The sequence below is a fragment of the Ottowia sp. genome, from assembly GCF_046348305.1.
In the GTDB taxonomy this organism is placed as follows: Bacteria; Pseudomonadota; Gammaproteobacteria; order Burkholderiales; family Burkholderiaceae_C; genus Ottowia.
In genome coordinates this window covers 135,466-149,035 of sequence record NZ_JAXMEM010000007.1, presented here as the reverse complement: position 1 = coordinate 149,035, position 13,570 = coordinate 135,466, and the positions used below count along the sequence as shown (strand labels likewise).

The window sequence follows — 13,570 nt, the reverse complement described above, 5'->3', positions numbered from 1 at the left end:
TTCGGAAATGGCATTCGGAAGGCTGGAGCGCACCAAGGGCAGCGAGCCCATGTACGACATCAACGTCACGCCCATGGTGGACGTGATGCTGGTGCTGGTGGTCATCTTCATCCTCACCGCGCCGCTGCTGGCCAGCTCGATCCGGCTGGACTTGCCCAAGACCGAGGGCGCCAAGCCGGGCGATCCGCCCACCTTCGTCACCGTGGCGGTGGACAAGTCCGGCCAGGCCTTCTTCAACGACAAGCCGGTCAGCCAGCCCGAGCTGTCCGTCGCCCTGCAGCAGGCCAAGCTGGACAACCCCGACACCGAGGTGCAGCTGCGCGCCGACCAGGGCGTGCCCTACGGCCGCGTGGTCGAGGTGATGGGCGAGGCGCAAAAGGCAGGCCTGAACCGCATCGGCTTCGTGGCCGAGGCGCCCGCCGCCGCCCAACCGCCCGGCACCGCCCCTGCGCCAGCGGCCGGCACCACGCGCTGAGGGCGCTGCCGATTACAAGAGTTTCAAGGCTAAAGCGCCCACCCATCAAGCGCTGAAAGCTATTATTTTGATAGTTCCTGGGCGGCCGAGAGCCGCCTACAATTTGCCCATGCAAGACTCTTACCAGCATTCGGCGGTCGAAGCCGCCGCGCAGGCCCAGTGGCGCGCGGCCGACGCCTACCGCGTCAGCGAGGACGCGGACAAGCCCAAGTACTACGCCTGCTCCATGCTGCCCTACCCCAGCGGCAAGCTGCACATGGGCCACGTGCGCAACTACACCATCAACGACATGCTGGCGCGCCAGCTGCGCATGAAGGGCTTCAACGTGCTCATGCCCATGGGCTGGGACGCCTTCGGCCTGCCGGCCGAGAACGCGGCGCTGAAAAACAAGGTGCCGCCCGCCAAGTGGACCTACGACAACATCGCCTACATGAAGGCGCAGATGCAGGCCATGGGCCTGGCCATCGACTGGAGCCGCGAGGTGGCCACCTGCGACGCCAGCTACTACAAGTGGAACCAGTGGCTGTTCCTGAAAATGCTGGAAAAGGGCATCGCCTACCGCAAGACCCAGGTCGTCAACTGGGACCCGGTGGACCAGACCGTGCTGGCCAACGAGCAGGTGATCGACGGCAAGGGCTGGCGCACCGGCGCGGTGGTTGAAAAGCGCGAGATCCCGGGCTACTACCTCAAGATCACCGACTACGCGCAGGAGCTGCTGGACCACGTGCAGATCGGCAACCCCAAGGCCACGCTGACCGGCTGGCCCGAGCGCGTGCGCCTGATGCAGGAAAACTGGATCGGCAAGAGCGCGGGCGTGCGCTTTGCCTTCACGCACGACATCCGGGGCGCGGACGGCCAGCCGATCCAGGGGGGCAAGATGTACGTCTTCACCACCCGCGCCGACACCATCATGGGCGTCACGTTTTGCGCCGTGGCGCCCGAGCACCCGCTGGCCGCGCACGCCGCGCAAGGCAACCCCACGTTGGCTGCCTTCATTGAGAAATGCAAGCAGGGCGGCACCACCGAGGCCGAACTGGCGGCCAAGGAGAAGGAAGGCATGCCCACGGGATTGAGCGTGACGCACCCGCTCACCGACGAGCCCGTGCCCCTGTGGGTGGGCAACTACGTGCTGATGAGCTACGGCGACGGCGCCGTCATGGGCGTGCCCGCGCACGACGAGCGCGACTTTGCCTTTGCCCTGAAGTACTACCTGCCGATCCAGCAGGTGGTGCACGTGGACGGACAGGAATACGACGACACGCGCTGGCAGGACTGGTATGCCGACAAGAAGCAGGGCGTGACCATCAACTCCGACGTCTTCAGCGGCCTGGAGTACGCGGACGCGGTCGACGCCGTGGCCGAGGCGCTGGAACAAAGGGGCCTGGGCGAAAAGAAAGTGACCTGGCGCCTGCGCGACTGGGGCATCTCGCGCCAGCGCTACTGGGGCACGCCGATCCCCATCATCCACTGCGCGGACTGCGGCGCGGTGCCGGTGCCCGAAAAGGACCTGCCCGTGGTGCTGCCGCAGGACCTGGTGCCCGACGGCAGCGGCAACCCCCTGAACAAGTGCGAAGCCTTTCTGCAGGTGGCCTGCCCCTGCTGCGGCAAGCCGGCGCGGCGCGAGACCGACACCATGGACACCTTCGTGGATTCGTCCTGGTACTTCATGCGCTATTGCGACCCGAGCAACAGCGAGGCCATGGTGGCCGGTGGCACCCGCCACTGGATGCCGATGGACCAGTACATCGGTGGCATCGAGCACGCCATCCTGCATCTGCTGTACGCGCGCTTCTGGACCAAGGTGATGCGCGACCTGGACCTGGTGACGGTGGACGAGCCCTTCACGCGCCTGTTGACGCAGGGCATGGTGCTCAACCACATCTACAGCCGGCGCACGGCCAAGGGCGGCAAGGACTACTTCTGGCCCGCCGACGTGGAAAACGTCACCGACGAGGCCGGCAAGATCGTCGGCGCCAGGCTGAAGAACCCGGCCGAGAGCGGCGACGGCCGGCTGCCGGTGGGCACGCCGATCGACTACGAAGGCGTGGGCACCATGTCCAAGTCCAAGAACAACGGCGTCGATCCGCAGCACCTGATCGAAAAATACGGCGCCGACACCGCTCGCCTGTACACCATGTTCACCGCGCCGCCCGAGCTGACGCTGGAGTGGAACGACGCCGCCGTCGAGGGCAGCTACCGCTTTCTGCGCCGGGTGTGGAACTTCGGCGCTAAGGTCAATGCTATTGAAGGCATAGCTGCCAGCGCACAAGGGGTGGGCGCCAATGGCCAAAAAGGCTTGGAACTGGGCAAGGCCGCCAAGGCCCTGCGCCACGAGATCCACACCGTGCTGGGCCAGGTCGAGCACGACTACCAGCGCCTGCAGTACAACACCGTGGTCTCGGGCGGCATGAAGATGCTCAATGCGCTGGAGGCCTTCAAGAGCGAGGGCACGCCCGGCGACCAGGCGGCGCTGGCCGAGGGCTTTTCCATCCTGCTGCGCGTGCTCTACCCCGTCACGCCGCACATCGCCCATCAGCTGTGGCAACAGCTCGGCTTTGCCGCGCTGCACGGCGACCTGCTGGACGCACCCTGGCCCCAGGTCGACGCCAGGGCGCTGGAGCAGGACGAGATCGAGCTGGTGCTGCAAGTCAATGGCAAGCTGCGTGGCGCCATCCGCGTGCCCGCCGGCGCCTCGCAAAAATCCATCGAGCAGGCCGCGCTGGCCAGCGAAGCCTTTGCCAAGTTCGGCGAAGGCGCCACGGTGCGCAAGGTGGTGGTGGTGCCCGGGCGCCTGGTCAACATCGTGGTCGGTTGACATGGCTCGCCCCCCGTCTCCACTCGCTGCGCGTTGTTCCGCCCAACCCCTTGAGGGGGCATCGCCTGTGAGCGGGCCCAGCCCTTCCACGGCGATTGCTGGCCTGGCCTGCTCCGCGGCCACACGATTCTGCGGGATTCGTCTGCAGCGGGTGACAAGCGACGTCGTGATTCCATGAACAACCAACGCCGCACCCTGCTGCTGGCCGCCGCGCCGCTGGTCCTGGCCGGCTGCGGCTTTGCGCTGCGCAAGGCTCCCACGTTCGGCTTTCACAGCATCGACCTGGCCTTGCCCATCGGCTCCGGCCTGGGCCTGGAGCTGCGCCGCCAGCTCGAAGGCACCGGCCAGATCGAAGTCATCACCGACGCCGCCCGCAAAAGCAAGGCCGACGTGGTGCTGGAGAGCGCCGGCGAGCAGCGCGAGCGCATCGTGGTCAGCCGCACCTCCGCCGGCCAGGTGACCGAGTACCAGCTGCGCATGCGTTTCACCTTCAAGGTGCGCACGCCCGCCGGGCGCGAGTTGCTGCCGTCCACCGAGATCATGCGGCAGATCGACCAGAGCTACAGCGAGACGGCCGCCCTGTCCAAGGAGCAGGAGGCGCTGATGCTCTATCAGAACATGCAAAGCGACATCGTGCAGCAGGTGATGCGGCGGCTGGCCACCGTCAAGCTCTGATACCGCAACCCTGCACGCCCTGCTCCTTCCGCCGCTGGGGGAAGGCTGGGATGGGGGCCCGCACGACCAAGTCGGATTGGCTGCGTCCGCGCCCTGTGCGCAACTTGCGCTGGCATTGCCCCGCCGCCCGCACGACCGCATCGCACGAGCGAAGGTGTGACCCCTTGTGTCAAATTTGCCGCATGGGTGCAGCAAATTGAGGCGGAATAACCGAAACAACTAAAACAATACGTTACAGTGGCTTTGGGCGTGCACTACGACATCACCTGTCGCGCCGCCTTCTTACAGTCTCTCCGTCGCCACTGCACACCGCTATCCATGACCGCCACCGTCGCCCCCCGCCACACCGGCAGCAAGGGAGAGAAACTGGCCCAGCGCCTGTCTCACATCCTGGCCCTGCTGCACCAGGGCGATGCCATCGACAAGCATCGGCTGGCGGACGATTTTGGCGTGGACGTGCGGACCATCGAGCGTGACCTGGGCGAGCGCCTGCGCGGCATCGCCGAGCGCAGCCCCAAAGGGCAATGGCAACTTGCCCACCGCCACCGCAGCACCATCCCGGCCCAGCGTCTGCACGACTATGCACGGCTGACCGGAACCGAACACCTTTTCCCCAACCCCAGCCTACCCTACCTGCTGGAGCAACTGGAAACCCCAGAGCCCCGCCGCGCCACCCAAGTTCAGCCCACGCCGCACGAAGACCTGCGCGCTCAAAACCTGCTCTTCGCCCAACTACAAGCCGCCGTCGAGCAACACCACGAATGCCGTTTTGTCTACAAAGACAAGCCCCGCCACGCTCAGCCCTACCGGCTGATTCACAAGAACGGCACGTGGTACCTGGCGGCGGAAGAAGCAGGCCGCCTGAAGAACTTCAGCGTCAAGCTGATCGAAGCGCTGCAAGTGGATGAAGCCACCCGCTTCGCCCCCAAGCAAGCGCACCAGGACTACATCAACGGCAAGGACGACGTGTGGTTCACCGAAAGCACCACCGAAGTGCTGCTGCGCGTGGCGCCCGCAGTGGCCCACTACTTCGAACGCCGCCCGCTATTGCCCCGACAGCAGCATCGGGCGGACAGCGACGGCTCGCTGCTCGTCACCGCCCACATCAACCACATCAACCAACTGCTTCCCGTGGTGCGGTACTGGCTGCCGAATGTGCGCATCATCCAGCCGCAAGCGTGGCAAGAGGCGCTGGTGGATGGGCTGAAGCAGGCGCTGGAGCGGTGGGGCAAGCACTGAGCCGCCGTTTCGGCATTCATTGAGTCAAGGATTACGAACCATGCAACTCATTTTCATTCTGCTGGTGCTGTTTGCCATTGGCTGTGTGCTGTATGGGATTTCGGCTGGGGTGCAAGTCTTCGTGCGCGGGTTTGCACACCTGACCAGAAGCGCGCGCGACCACTCGACCGACGAAAGGCCTTTGGCCTCTCCGCTCGCGCCTGCCACGGCAAAAACCGCCGATGAACCAACTTTGAGGCGAGGAGCACCCCAATCAGAAACGGGCGCATCCAAAACCACCGAGGCATCGCCCGTTCAACGCAGCATTGATGAACTGCGGGAAATATTTTCGCTGTACCAGCAAGGCGCGTTGACCCAGACAGAGTTTGAAAACATCAAACAAGCATTGCTAACCACTATCAATTGAGGTCGCACCCAGATTCGCCCAGTAATGTGGCAGCATAGATTCTTATAGATCAATATTCGCCTTCCAAAAACTCCCTGGCTAAAAATCGGCGGACTTATCGCTATCCTTGTTCGCGACTACCGAAAAAAATACACACTATGGCAAAAAAAAGCACTGGCAGCGAAGCAGATCTGCGGCGAAAGCAGTACCTGGCACTGGGCTGCCTGGCAGTGGCAACGCTGATCTTCATCGGTACCTCCATCCTGCCCCCCACATTTTCCGTGCGTTTTTTTAAGGCCGGCGCTGAGGCTGCGATGGTCGGAAGTCTAGCCGATTGGTTCGCAGTAGTCGCTTTGTTCCGACATCCACTGGGGTTACGGATACCGCATACCGCCATCATTCCGAATAGCAAAGATCGAATCTCGGACAATTTAGCGAATTTTGTACGTGAAAAATTCCTCAATCCTCAAATTCTCACCCAGTTAATAAGGCGTAGCGATCCCGCTCAACGCTTTGCCGGCTGGTTAGCTCACCCTGACAACGCTCGACGGATCGGCCGACATACCGCTGATTTGATGAGCGGTTGGCTTGATCTGGTAGATGATCGGCGTATTCAACTGTTCATAAGCGATGTGACGCGAACCCTACTGGGCAAACTGGATTTCTCGAAAGCTCTAGGCGCCGTGCTGGAGATGCTGACTCAAGATGGGCGCCATCAACAATTGCTTGATGCAGCATTGACCTATGTGAAAAATATGCTACGCGAGCCCGCATTTCGCCATAAGGTTGCCGAACGGGTGGTCGCCTGGTTAAAGGATGAGCACAAGTGGAAGCAGATGGTGTTACCCACCGATTGGATTGGAGATCAAGCGGCCGAGGCTGCAAGCAGTGGGCTGAATCGCTTCCTCGAAGAAGTGGCGAATAGTCCGACGCACGATCTGCGTAAGCTCTTCGATGGCGCATTGCGGACACTCGTGGCAAACCTCAAGACGGATGAGAAGTTCCAAAGCAAAGGCGATGAAATTAAAGCTTATATTCAAAATAACCCAGAGCTAACAGACTATGCACGCAGCCTGTGGGCCACCCTGCGCGACTGGATTTCCAACGACTTAGAGACAAGTTCTTCACAACTGCAACAGCAGGTCGAAAAAATGGGCCGCTGGCTTGGGGGGAAGCTAATGCAGGACGATAAGTTACGAGCATCCATCAATGACCACATCGAGTCATTCTCAAGCGCTGCCGCACCTCAATTTGCAAATTTTCTGACACATCATATTAGTGACACCGTGCGGAAGTGGGATGCAGAAGATCTGTCACATCAGATCGAGTTGAGCATCGGCCCGGATCTACAATACATCCGTATCAGTGGTACTGTCGTTGGGGGTTGCATCGGATTGCTGCTATTTCTAATCTCTCATGGCATTGAAGCCATGCAATTTATCGCAGGTGTTAGAACTTATTAACTTTACTTCAGGAGATACTTTTATGGTACTGCCATTAATTCCCGTAGTGCTTGGCGCCGGCGCACTGGCCTCGGCGGCGACGGGACTCAAGAAGGCTTGGGATGCCAAGCAGAATTTTTCAACTGCTGAGCAATGGATAAATAATTCAGGGCGCGAATGGCGTGATGCTGCGCAGGCGCTTGAATCTCGCCGCGAAGAGGTCAGTTGCGAGCTTGAAGCGTTGGGTATGCAGCGCTTGCAGGTCGGTAGCAAAAGTCTCTCAAAGTTCGCGCGCCTAGTAGATCAGATCGCCGCAAGTGAATTTGACGTGATCGAAGTAGATGGTTATGAGGTTCCCATCGAAGTTGTCCCCAGCAAAGATATTGAAGTGGCAACGTACGAGGCTACGGAATTCTTGAAACATGGGATTCAAAGCGCTGTAACCGGAGCCTTGGTGGGAGCCGGCCTCGGGCAGACGGTTGGCACGTTCGGCGTTGCGTCTACGGGTGCTGCCATCTCCGGTCTCTCTGGCGCGGCTGCCACCAACGCGACGCTGGCGTGGCTAGGTGGTGGTTCACTTGCATCAGGCGGGCTGGGCATGGCAGGCGGGACGGCCATTCTTGGTGGTGCAGTGGCGGGCCCCGTCTTGCTGGTGATGGGCTACCTTGCTGCAGGTAAGTCCGAAGAGGCGCTAACCCAAGCTCGCGCCCATTCAGCCCAACTGGATGAGGCGGCGGAACAGCTCAGGAATGCGAGTGTCGCGCTGGACGCCATCGACCAGCGTGCAAGGGAAGTTGCGTGGATTCTACAAACGCTCGATGAGCGTTTTCAGGCTGCGGCCAGCCGTGTCTCGCGAATGTTGGGCCGCGTGCGGCGCGAGCGCGAGGCACGCTATGTAAACGCTGGAAAACCAATTCCTGCCAACCTCGTTGCACGCAAGATCGAATATGCGAAGCTCTCCGACAAAGATCAGAACAGCTTCAATATGATGGTTGCCTTAGGGTCTGCTCTGTATCGTGTGACCAAAATTGAGATTCTCAACAAGCGAGGAGAGCTGACCAAGAAAAGTGGAACACTCATCGACGAAATGCAACAACTAATGGAGGCTGTATGACGAAAAAATACGAAATTGTGGATGTGGTAGCACGCAACGTTGTCAGCAATGGAGTAAAACAGACTATGAAGCAGATCCCAGGCCCATCGCTGGTGGATGGTCTTGGGCGCATGTACCAGGCACGTTCGGACTATCAGAAGTTGCGTGAACAGGAGAAAACTAAACGAGTGGCTATCTTAGCGGATCGTGATGCGACCCTTGAACAAATTCGCGCGCACCGCGATGTCATCCAGCAGGCGCTTTCGGAGGCTTTTGAGCTGCGCAAGACAGGATTGCAGGCACAAATTCGAGCCATGGACAAGGCGCTTGAGAGTGGCAATGTGGAGGCATTGCATATCGTGATGGAAGGAATGGTCAAAACCATACAAAGCTCGCCATTCAAGGATGTAGCCGATATGCGCGAACAACTCTCCAAGAAAGACTTTGTTCTACGATTGAAATGATAGGGAACATCTACGCGAATTTTCATGGCTTGATCTATGTCATAGCAAAACTGGCGGCTGCGTCAGATTGACGGCTCAAGAATGGCACCGTATTCACCCGCTTTTCCTTGAGGTAAATTTTGCCCATCCGTCCCACACCGCGCCGCCACCAATGCCCCGCCTGCAACTGGAGCAAAACAGTCGCCCCATTGAGCGATGCACTGGTGCCGGGCCGCGACCATTTCGATGCGTGCCCCCAATGCGGTCATGCGCCTCTACTCACCACAACGCCGGCAGCCGTTCCGGCAGCTATGGTCCAAGTCGCCAACGCCTTGAAAAAGTGGCTCAAGCGCTGACCGAAAACGCACCATGCTCTCCAACACAACGTCCGTGGCCGCACTCGCCAAACGCTACCAGTCTCAAATCTCCCAGCAACGCAACCCTTTCACCCTGCGCATGCACCGCGCCCTGAGCTGGCTGCAGCGCGCCGAGACGGCGGGCGACGATGACGACGTGGCATTTATCTGCCTGTGGATCGCGTTCAACGCGGCCTACGCGCAGGATTTGGGCGATGGCGCAAGCGGCACGTCGGAGCGGCAGGCGTTTCGCAATTTCATGGCGGAAATCTGCGCGCTGGACAAAACCAAAGCCCTTTCCGCGCTGGTGTGGCAGGTGTTTCCGGGTCCGGTTCGCCTGCTGCTGGACAACCAGTACGTCTTCCAGCCGTTCTGGGACGCGCTGAACAACCCGCGAAGCGACGGCAGCATTCCCGGCCATTGGCGCGAGGCATTCGACGATGCGCGCCAGCGCGTGCACCGCGCACTGGCGCAGCAGGACACGGAGCGCGTGCTGTACGAGGTGTTCGTGCGCCTTTACACGCTGCGCAATCAGTTGATGCACGGCGGCGCGACGTGGAACAGTTCGGTCAACCGGGCCCAGGTGCGTGATGGCCGGGCGCTGCTGGCGCGGGTGCTGCCGGTGATGCTGGGGGTAATGATGGACTGTCCGGCACGGTTCGAGGGGCGGCCGTTCTATCCCGTAGTGAAGAGTTGAATGCCGTGGCGGGGTGCACTGACGGTGGAGTTCGATGGGTCGCTTGGGCTACCGCTGGCCCTCATGCCCGGCGTCTGAGGCTCCTCGCTACTCGGCTCGCCACGCTAATCGGAATAGGGAAACGAGCTGCCCCATGCTCCTGAAGCTGGGGCATCAGTGATAGTCGTCCTCGCGCTGATGGCGGATGGCCGACACGATCACTTCCGTGTCGCTGACGATGTGGAACAGCGCCACATAGCCCGAGGCGCCGAACGGGATCACCAGTTCGCGCTCCAGCCGGTCGTCGAAGGCGATGCGGCAGGTGAAGGGGTTGCGCGCCAGGATGCGAAATTCGCGCTGGATGGCGGCCGTCGCGCGAGCAGGCAGGTCGAAATCTCCATGGGCCAGGGCGGACTCGATGAGAAAGTCTTCCAGCCGTTGCAGGTCGTCCAGCGCCTCGGGCGTCAGACGCACGACATAGCTCACGGTGCGGTCTCGGTGCGGAGGCTCATCGCCGCCGCAGCGCGGCCACGCGGTCACTCATCCGCGCCTGCATGGCGGCCAAGGCATCGTCGGCATCGTGCAGCACACCCGTTTCCTTTGCCCGCGCCAGCGCCGCGCGGCCACGCGCCACAAACGCCTGCTGAGCTTGGCGGCGCTGCGCGGCCTGCACGGCGGCCTGCTCGACGAACTGCGACAGCGTTTCGCCTGCTTGCAGCACGGCTTCGATTTGTGCCCGCACGGCGGGGGCGACGCGCACCGGGGGCAGTTGGGCGGTTTTCATGGCTTCAGTGTAGTGCAATTGCTATGCAACCGATTTTGACCACCCCTCACAATCCAAGTCGCTTCGCGCATCGCCAAGGCCGTGTTCGCCATGCCGACTTCGCAGAGGAAGCCGCCCGCGCAGCGGGACATTGACATGCAACTGAGCCCTACCCAACTGCCCGCCCACCTACAGAAAACCCTGCGCCCGCTGTACGTCCTGCACGGCGACGAGGCGCTGCTGGCGCAGGAGGCGGCGGACGCCATCCGCGCCGCCGCGCGCGCCCAGGGCTACACCGAGCGCAGCAGCTTCACCGTGGCGGGTGCCAACTACGACTGGAGCGCCGTGCTGGCCGCTGGCGGCAGCCTGAGCCTGTTTGCCGACAAGCAGATCGTCGAGATCCGCGTGCCCTCGGGCAAGCCGGGCAAGGACGGCAGCGCGGCGCTGCAGCAGATCGCCCAGCAGGCGGCGGGCAACGACGCGGTGCTGAGCCTGGTGCTGCTGCCGCGGCTGGACAAGGCCACGCGCAGCTCGGCCTGGTTTGCCGCGCTGGAAGGCGCCGGCGTGGCGATTCAGATCGACACCATCGAGCGCGCGCAGCTGCCGGCCTGGATCGCCCAGCGCCTGGCCGCGCAGGGCCAGCGCGTGCAGGCGGGCGAGGCGGGGCAGCTCACGCTGCAGTTTTTTGCCGACCAGGTGGAAGGCAACCTGCTGGCCGCGCACCAGGAAATCAGCAAGCTGGGCCTGCTGCACCCGGCCGGCGAGCTGACGCTGGAGCAGGTGGCGGCCGCCGTCACCAACGTGGCGCGCTACGACGTGTTCAAGCTGTCCGAGGCCGTGCTGGCCGGCCGGCGCGAGCGCGTGCAGCGCATGATCGACGGCCTGCAGGCCGAGGGCGAGGCGCCGGTGCTGGTGCACTACGCGCTGGCCGAGGACATTCGCGCGCTCAAGCGCATCCAGGACGCCATGGCGGCCGGCAAACCGCTGCCGCTGGCGCTGCGCAGCGAGCGCGTGTGGGGCCTGCGCGAACGCCTGTTCGAGCGCGTGCTGCCGCTGCTGCGCGAACGCCAGCTCGACGCCCTGCTGGAGGCCGCCTGGCGCGTGGACGGCATCGTCAAGGGCCTGCAGCACCCCGGCTGGCCGCAAGACCCCTGGCAGGCGCTGCAGCGACTGGCGCAAAGCCTGACCGGCGCCTGCGCGCCGGCGCGCTGAACCGGCGTTCGGCGCCATCTTTTGGGACAATCGGGGCATGAACGCGCCCGATGTCTCCCTCACCATGCAAGCCCTGGGCCGCCAGGCCCGCGACGCCTCGCGCGCCATGGCGCGCGCGCCGGCCGCCGTGCGCAACCAGGCGCTGCGCGAGCTGGCGCGCCTGCTGCGCGCCCACGTCGAGCCGCTGCAGGCCGCCAACGCGCGCGACCTGGCGCGCGCCGGGGAGCTGAGCGCGCCGATGCGCGACCGCCTCAAGCTCACGCCGCCCATCATCGAGACCTGCGCCCAGGGCTGCGAGCAGCTGGCCGCCATGCCCGACCTGATCGGCGACGTCGTGGGCCTGCGGCAGCAGCCCAGCGGCATCCGCGTGGGGCAGATGCGCGTGCCCATCGGCGTGTTCGGCATGATTTACGAAAGCCGCCCCAACGTCACCATCGAAGCCGCCAGCCTGTCGATCAAGAGCGCCAACGCCGCCATCCTGCGCGGCGGCAGCGAGGCCATCGAGTCCAACCGCGCGCTGGCCGCCCTGGTGCAGCAGGCGCTCGAAGCGGCCGGCCTGCCGCCCGCGGCGGTGCAGTTGGTGCCCACCACCGACCGCGCCGCCGTCGGCCTGCTGATCACCATGCCCGAGTTCGTCGACGTCGTCATCCCGCGCGGCGGGCGGGGCCTGATCGAGCGCATCAGCCGCGAGGCCAAGGTGCCCGTCATCAAGCACCTGGACGGCAACTGCCACAGCTACGTCGACGAGCCCTGCGACCTGGACTTGGCCGTCACCGTGGTGGACAACGCCAAGACGCAAAAATACAGCCCCTGCAACGCCACCGAAAGCCTGCTGGTGGCGCGCGGCGTGGCCCAAGCCTTTCTGCCGCGCATCGGCGCCGTGTTCGCCGCCAAGGGGGTGGAGATGCGCTGCGACCCCGAGGCGCTGGCGATTCTCAAACAAAATCGGTTTGCAGCGCCTGTCAATCAAGCGCCAGCAGCTATTGATTTCGAAGCATTGCTGAAGCCCGCGCAAGAGTCGGACTGGTACGAGGAATACCTGGCGCCCATCATCAGCATCAAGGTGGTGGCGGGCCTGGACGAGGCGATCGCCCACATCAACCACTACGGCAGCCACCACACCGACGCCATCCTGACCACCGACCACCGCCACGCCCAGCGCTTCTTGCGCGAGGTCGATTCGGCCAGCGTGATGGTCAACGCCAGCACGCGCTTTGCCGACGGCTTCGAGTTCGGCCTGGGGGCCGAGATCGGCATCAGCACCGACAAGTTTCACGCGCGCGGGCCGGTGGGCATCGAGGGGCTGACCTCGCTGAAGTGGGTGGTGCTGGGCGAGGGCGAGGTGCGGGGCTGACGTCGTCGCGATGGCCCGGCAAAGACAAAAAAAGCCGGCCCCTTGCGGCGCCGGCGAAAACTCCCTTGAAGACGTGGTTGTTGTGGCTGAAGCCCGTCAGCGAGGCACCAGTTGCACGACCTGGCCGTTGCTGCGCTTGAGGTACACGTCGTTGCCCGCCACGCGCAGGTCGTTGCACGCCGAGGGAATGGTCTTGAACTGGTAGCACACGCGCCCGTCCTCGGCGCGCCAGGTGCCGCTGTCGGAGCGGCCGCCGAAGTAGGCCACCAGGGAGCCGCTGGCATCGTCGGCATGATCGACCCGCGTGGTGCTGCCATTGGGGTTGACCAGGGTGAACGACTTGCCGCGCAGCAGCGACGTGATCTCGCCGGTCGCCGGGGCGCGGGCGCCGGGCGGAAAGTCTGTGGCGGGCGGCGGCCCGGAGGCGCAAGCGGCCAAGACGGCCGCGGCGGCCAGCAGGGGCAGGGCAATGGCTTTCATGGGAACGCTCCTTCAGGTTGAAAGGCGGCGCCGCGGGCATGCCCGCGGCGCCTGGGGTTTACAGGCCCAGCTGGGTCTTGAACGCCGACCAGGCCGCACCGTTGAGCCGCAGCGACTGGGCAAAGCGGTACTGGTAATCGGGCTTGGTCGCGTGGGCGCTCC

14 protein-coding genes are annotated in these 13,570 nt (G+C 63.4%); 11 read left to right on the top strand and 3 right to left on the bottom strand.

The window, feature by feature from the left end:
- Positions 1 to 7 precede the first annotated feature (7 nt).
- From U1F38_RS09960 to U1F38_RS09920, 9 genes are all read left to right on the top strand, one after another.
- Positions 8 to 475: an ExbD/TolR family protein gene (locus U1F38_RS09960; protein ID WP_409986907.1), complete on the top strand. Its 468-nt coding sequence runs from the start codon at positions 8 to 10 to the stop codon at positions 473 to 475.
- A gap of 109 nt (positions 476 to 584) precedes the next feature.
- Positions 585 to 3,290 carry a leucine--tRNA ligase gene (leuS, locus tag U1F38_RS09955; RefSeq protein ID WP_409986906.1) on the top strand — a complete coding sequence of 902 codons (2,706 nt, stop codon included), beginning with the start codon at positions 585 to 587 and terminating at the stop codon, positions 3,288 to 3,290.
- Between the two features lie 174 nt (positions 3,291 to 3,464).
- Positions 3,465 to 3,965 (top strand): LPS assembly lipoprotein LptE, encoded by a 501-nt coding sequence (gene lptE, locus U1F38_RS09950; protein WP_409986905.1) that lies wholly within the window; start codon positions 3,465 to 3,467, stop codon positions 3,963 to 3,965.
- Between the two features lie 249 nt (positions 3,966 to 4,214).
- Complete coding sequence (locus U1F38_RS09945) at positions 4,215 to 5,204, top strand: helix-turn-helix transcriptional regulator (protein WP_409986904.1); 990 nt, start codon at positions 4,215 to 4,217, stop codon at positions 5,202 to 5,204.
- A 40-nt stretch (positions 5,205 to 5,244) separates the two neighbouring features.
- Positions 5,245 to 5,610, top strand: a complete 366-nt coding sequence (locus tag U1F38_RS09940) for an SHOCT domain-containing protein (RefSeq protein ID WP_409986903.1) — start codon at positions 5,245 to 5,247, stop codon at positions 5,608 to 5,610.
- Between the two features lie 137 nt (positions 5,611 to 5,747).
- Positions 5,748 to 7,052 (top strand): DUF445 domain-containing protein, encoded by a 1,305-nt coding sequence (locus U1F38_RS09935; RefSeq protein WP_409986902.1) that lies wholly within the window; start codon positions 5,748 to 5,750, stop codon positions 7,050 to 7,052.
- Entirely contained in the window at positions 7,006 to 8,145 is a 1,140-nt protein-coding gene (locus U1F38_RS09930; RefSeq protein ID WP_409986901.1) for a hypothetical protein, read from the top strand. Before U1F38_RS09935 ends, U1F38_RS09930 begins: the two co-directional genes overlap by 47 nt.
- Positions 8,142 to 8,588: a hypothetical protein gene (locus tag U1F38_RS09925; RefSeq protein ID WP_409986900.1), complete on the top strand. Its 447-nt coding sequence runs from the start codon at positions 8,142 to 8,144 to the stop codon at positions 8,586 to 8,588. The genes U1F38_RS09930 and U1F38_RS09925 overlap by 4 nt, the downstream gene beginning before the upstream one ends.
- A 348-nt stretch (positions 8,589 to 8,936) precedes the next feature.
- Positions 8,937 to 9,620: a hypothetical protein gene (locus tag U1F38_RS09920; protein WP_409986899.1), complete on the top strand. Its 684-nt coding sequence runs from the start codon at positions 8,937 to 8,939 to the stop codon at positions 9,618 to 9,620.
- 153 nt (positions 9,621 to 9,773) lie between these two features.
- On the opposite strand, the gene U1F38_RS09915 is transcribed toward U1F38_RS09920, so the two are convergent.
- On the bottom strand, positions 9,774 to 10,085 hold the full coding sequence (locus tag U1F38_RS09915) for a type II toxin-antitoxin system RelE/ParE family toxin (protein ID WP_409986898.1): 312 nt from the start codon (positions 10,083 to 10,085) through the stop codon (positions 9,774 to 9,776).
- A gap of 22 nt (positions 10,086 to 10,107) precedes the next feature.
- Positions 10,108 to 10,383, bottom strand: a complete 276-nt coding sequence (locus U1F38_RS09910) for a YlcI/YnfO family protein (protein ID WP_409986897.1) — start codon at positions 10,381 to 10,383, stop codon at positions 10,108 to 10,110.
- A 135-nt stretch (positions 10,384 to 10,518) separates the two neighbouring features.
- Here U1F38_RS09910 and holA point away from each other — a divergent pair, with 135 nt between their 5' ends.
- Positions 10,519 to 11,574, top strand: coding sequence for a DNA polymerase III subunit delta (gene holA, locus U1F38_RS09905; RefSeq protein ID WP_409986896.1), 1,056 nt, complete (start codon positions 10,519 to 10,521; stop codon positions 11,572 to 11,574).
- Positions 11,575 to 11,611: 37 nt separating this feature from the next.
- Positions 11,612 to 12,928, top strand: coding sequence for a glutamate-5-semialdehyde dehydrogenase (locus U1F38_RS09900; protein WP_409986895.1), 1,317 nt, complete (start codon positions 11,612 to 11,614; stop codon positions 12,926 to 12,928).
- 96 nt (positions 12,929 to 13,024) lie between these two features.
- Here U1F38_RS09900 and U1F38_RS09895 read toward each other — a convergent pair whose 3' ends face one another.
- Positions 13,025 to 13,408, bottom strand: coding sequence for a hypothetical protein (locus U1F38_RS09895; RefSeq protein WP_409986894.1), 384 nt, complete (start codon positions 13,406 to 13,408; stop codon positions 13,025 to 13,027).
- Positions 13,409 to 13,570: the final 162 nt, after the last annotated feature.

Coding starts and splice junctions, on each gene's coding strand:
- U1F38_RS09960 (WP_409986907.1), top strand. CDS start 8: ATGGCATTCGGAAGGCTGGAGCGCACCAAGGGCAGCGAGCCCATGTAC.
- leuS (WP_409986906.1), top strand. CDS start 585: ATGCAAGACTCTTACCAGCATTCGGCGGTCGAAGCCGCCGCGCAGGCC.
- lptE (WP_409986905.1), top strand. CDS start 3,465: ATGAACAACCAACGCCGCACCCTGCTGCTGGCCGCCGCGCCGCTGGTC.
- U1F38_RS09940 (WP_409986903.1), top strand. CDS start 5,245: ATGCAACTCATTTTCATTCTGCTGGTGCTGTTTGCCATTGGCTGTGTG.
- U1F38_RS09935 (WP_409986902.1), top strand. CDS start 5,748: ATGGCAAAAAAAAGCACTGGCAGCGAAGCAGATCTGCGGCGAAAGCAG.
- U1F38_RS09930 (WP_409986901.1), top strand. CDS start 7,006: ATGGCATTGAAGCCATGCAATTTATCGCAGGTGTTAGAACTTATTAAC.
- U1F38_RS09925 (WP_409986900.1), top strand. CDS start 8,142: ATGACGAAAAAATACGAAATTGTGGATGTGGTAGCACGCAACGTTGTC.
- U1F38_RS09920 (WP_409986899.1), top strand. CDS start 8,937: ATGCTCTCCAACACAACGTCCGTGGCCGCACTCGCCAAACGCTACCAG.
- U1F38_RS09910 (WP_409986897.1), bottom strand. CDS start 10,383: ATGAAAACCGCCCAACTGCCCCCGGTGCGCGTCGCCCCCGCCGTGCGG.
- holA (WP_409986896.1), top strand. CDS start 10,519: ATGCAACTGAGCCCTACCCAACTGCCCGCCCACCTACAGAAAACCCTG.
- U1F38_RS09900 (WP_409986895.1), top strand. CDS start 11,612: ATGAACGCGCCCGATGTCTCCCTCACCATGCAAGCCCTGGGCCGCCAG.
- U1F38_RS09895 (WP_409986894.1), bottom strand. CDS start 13,408: ATGAAAGCCATTGCCCTGCCCCTGCTGGCCGCCGCGGCCGTCTTGGCC.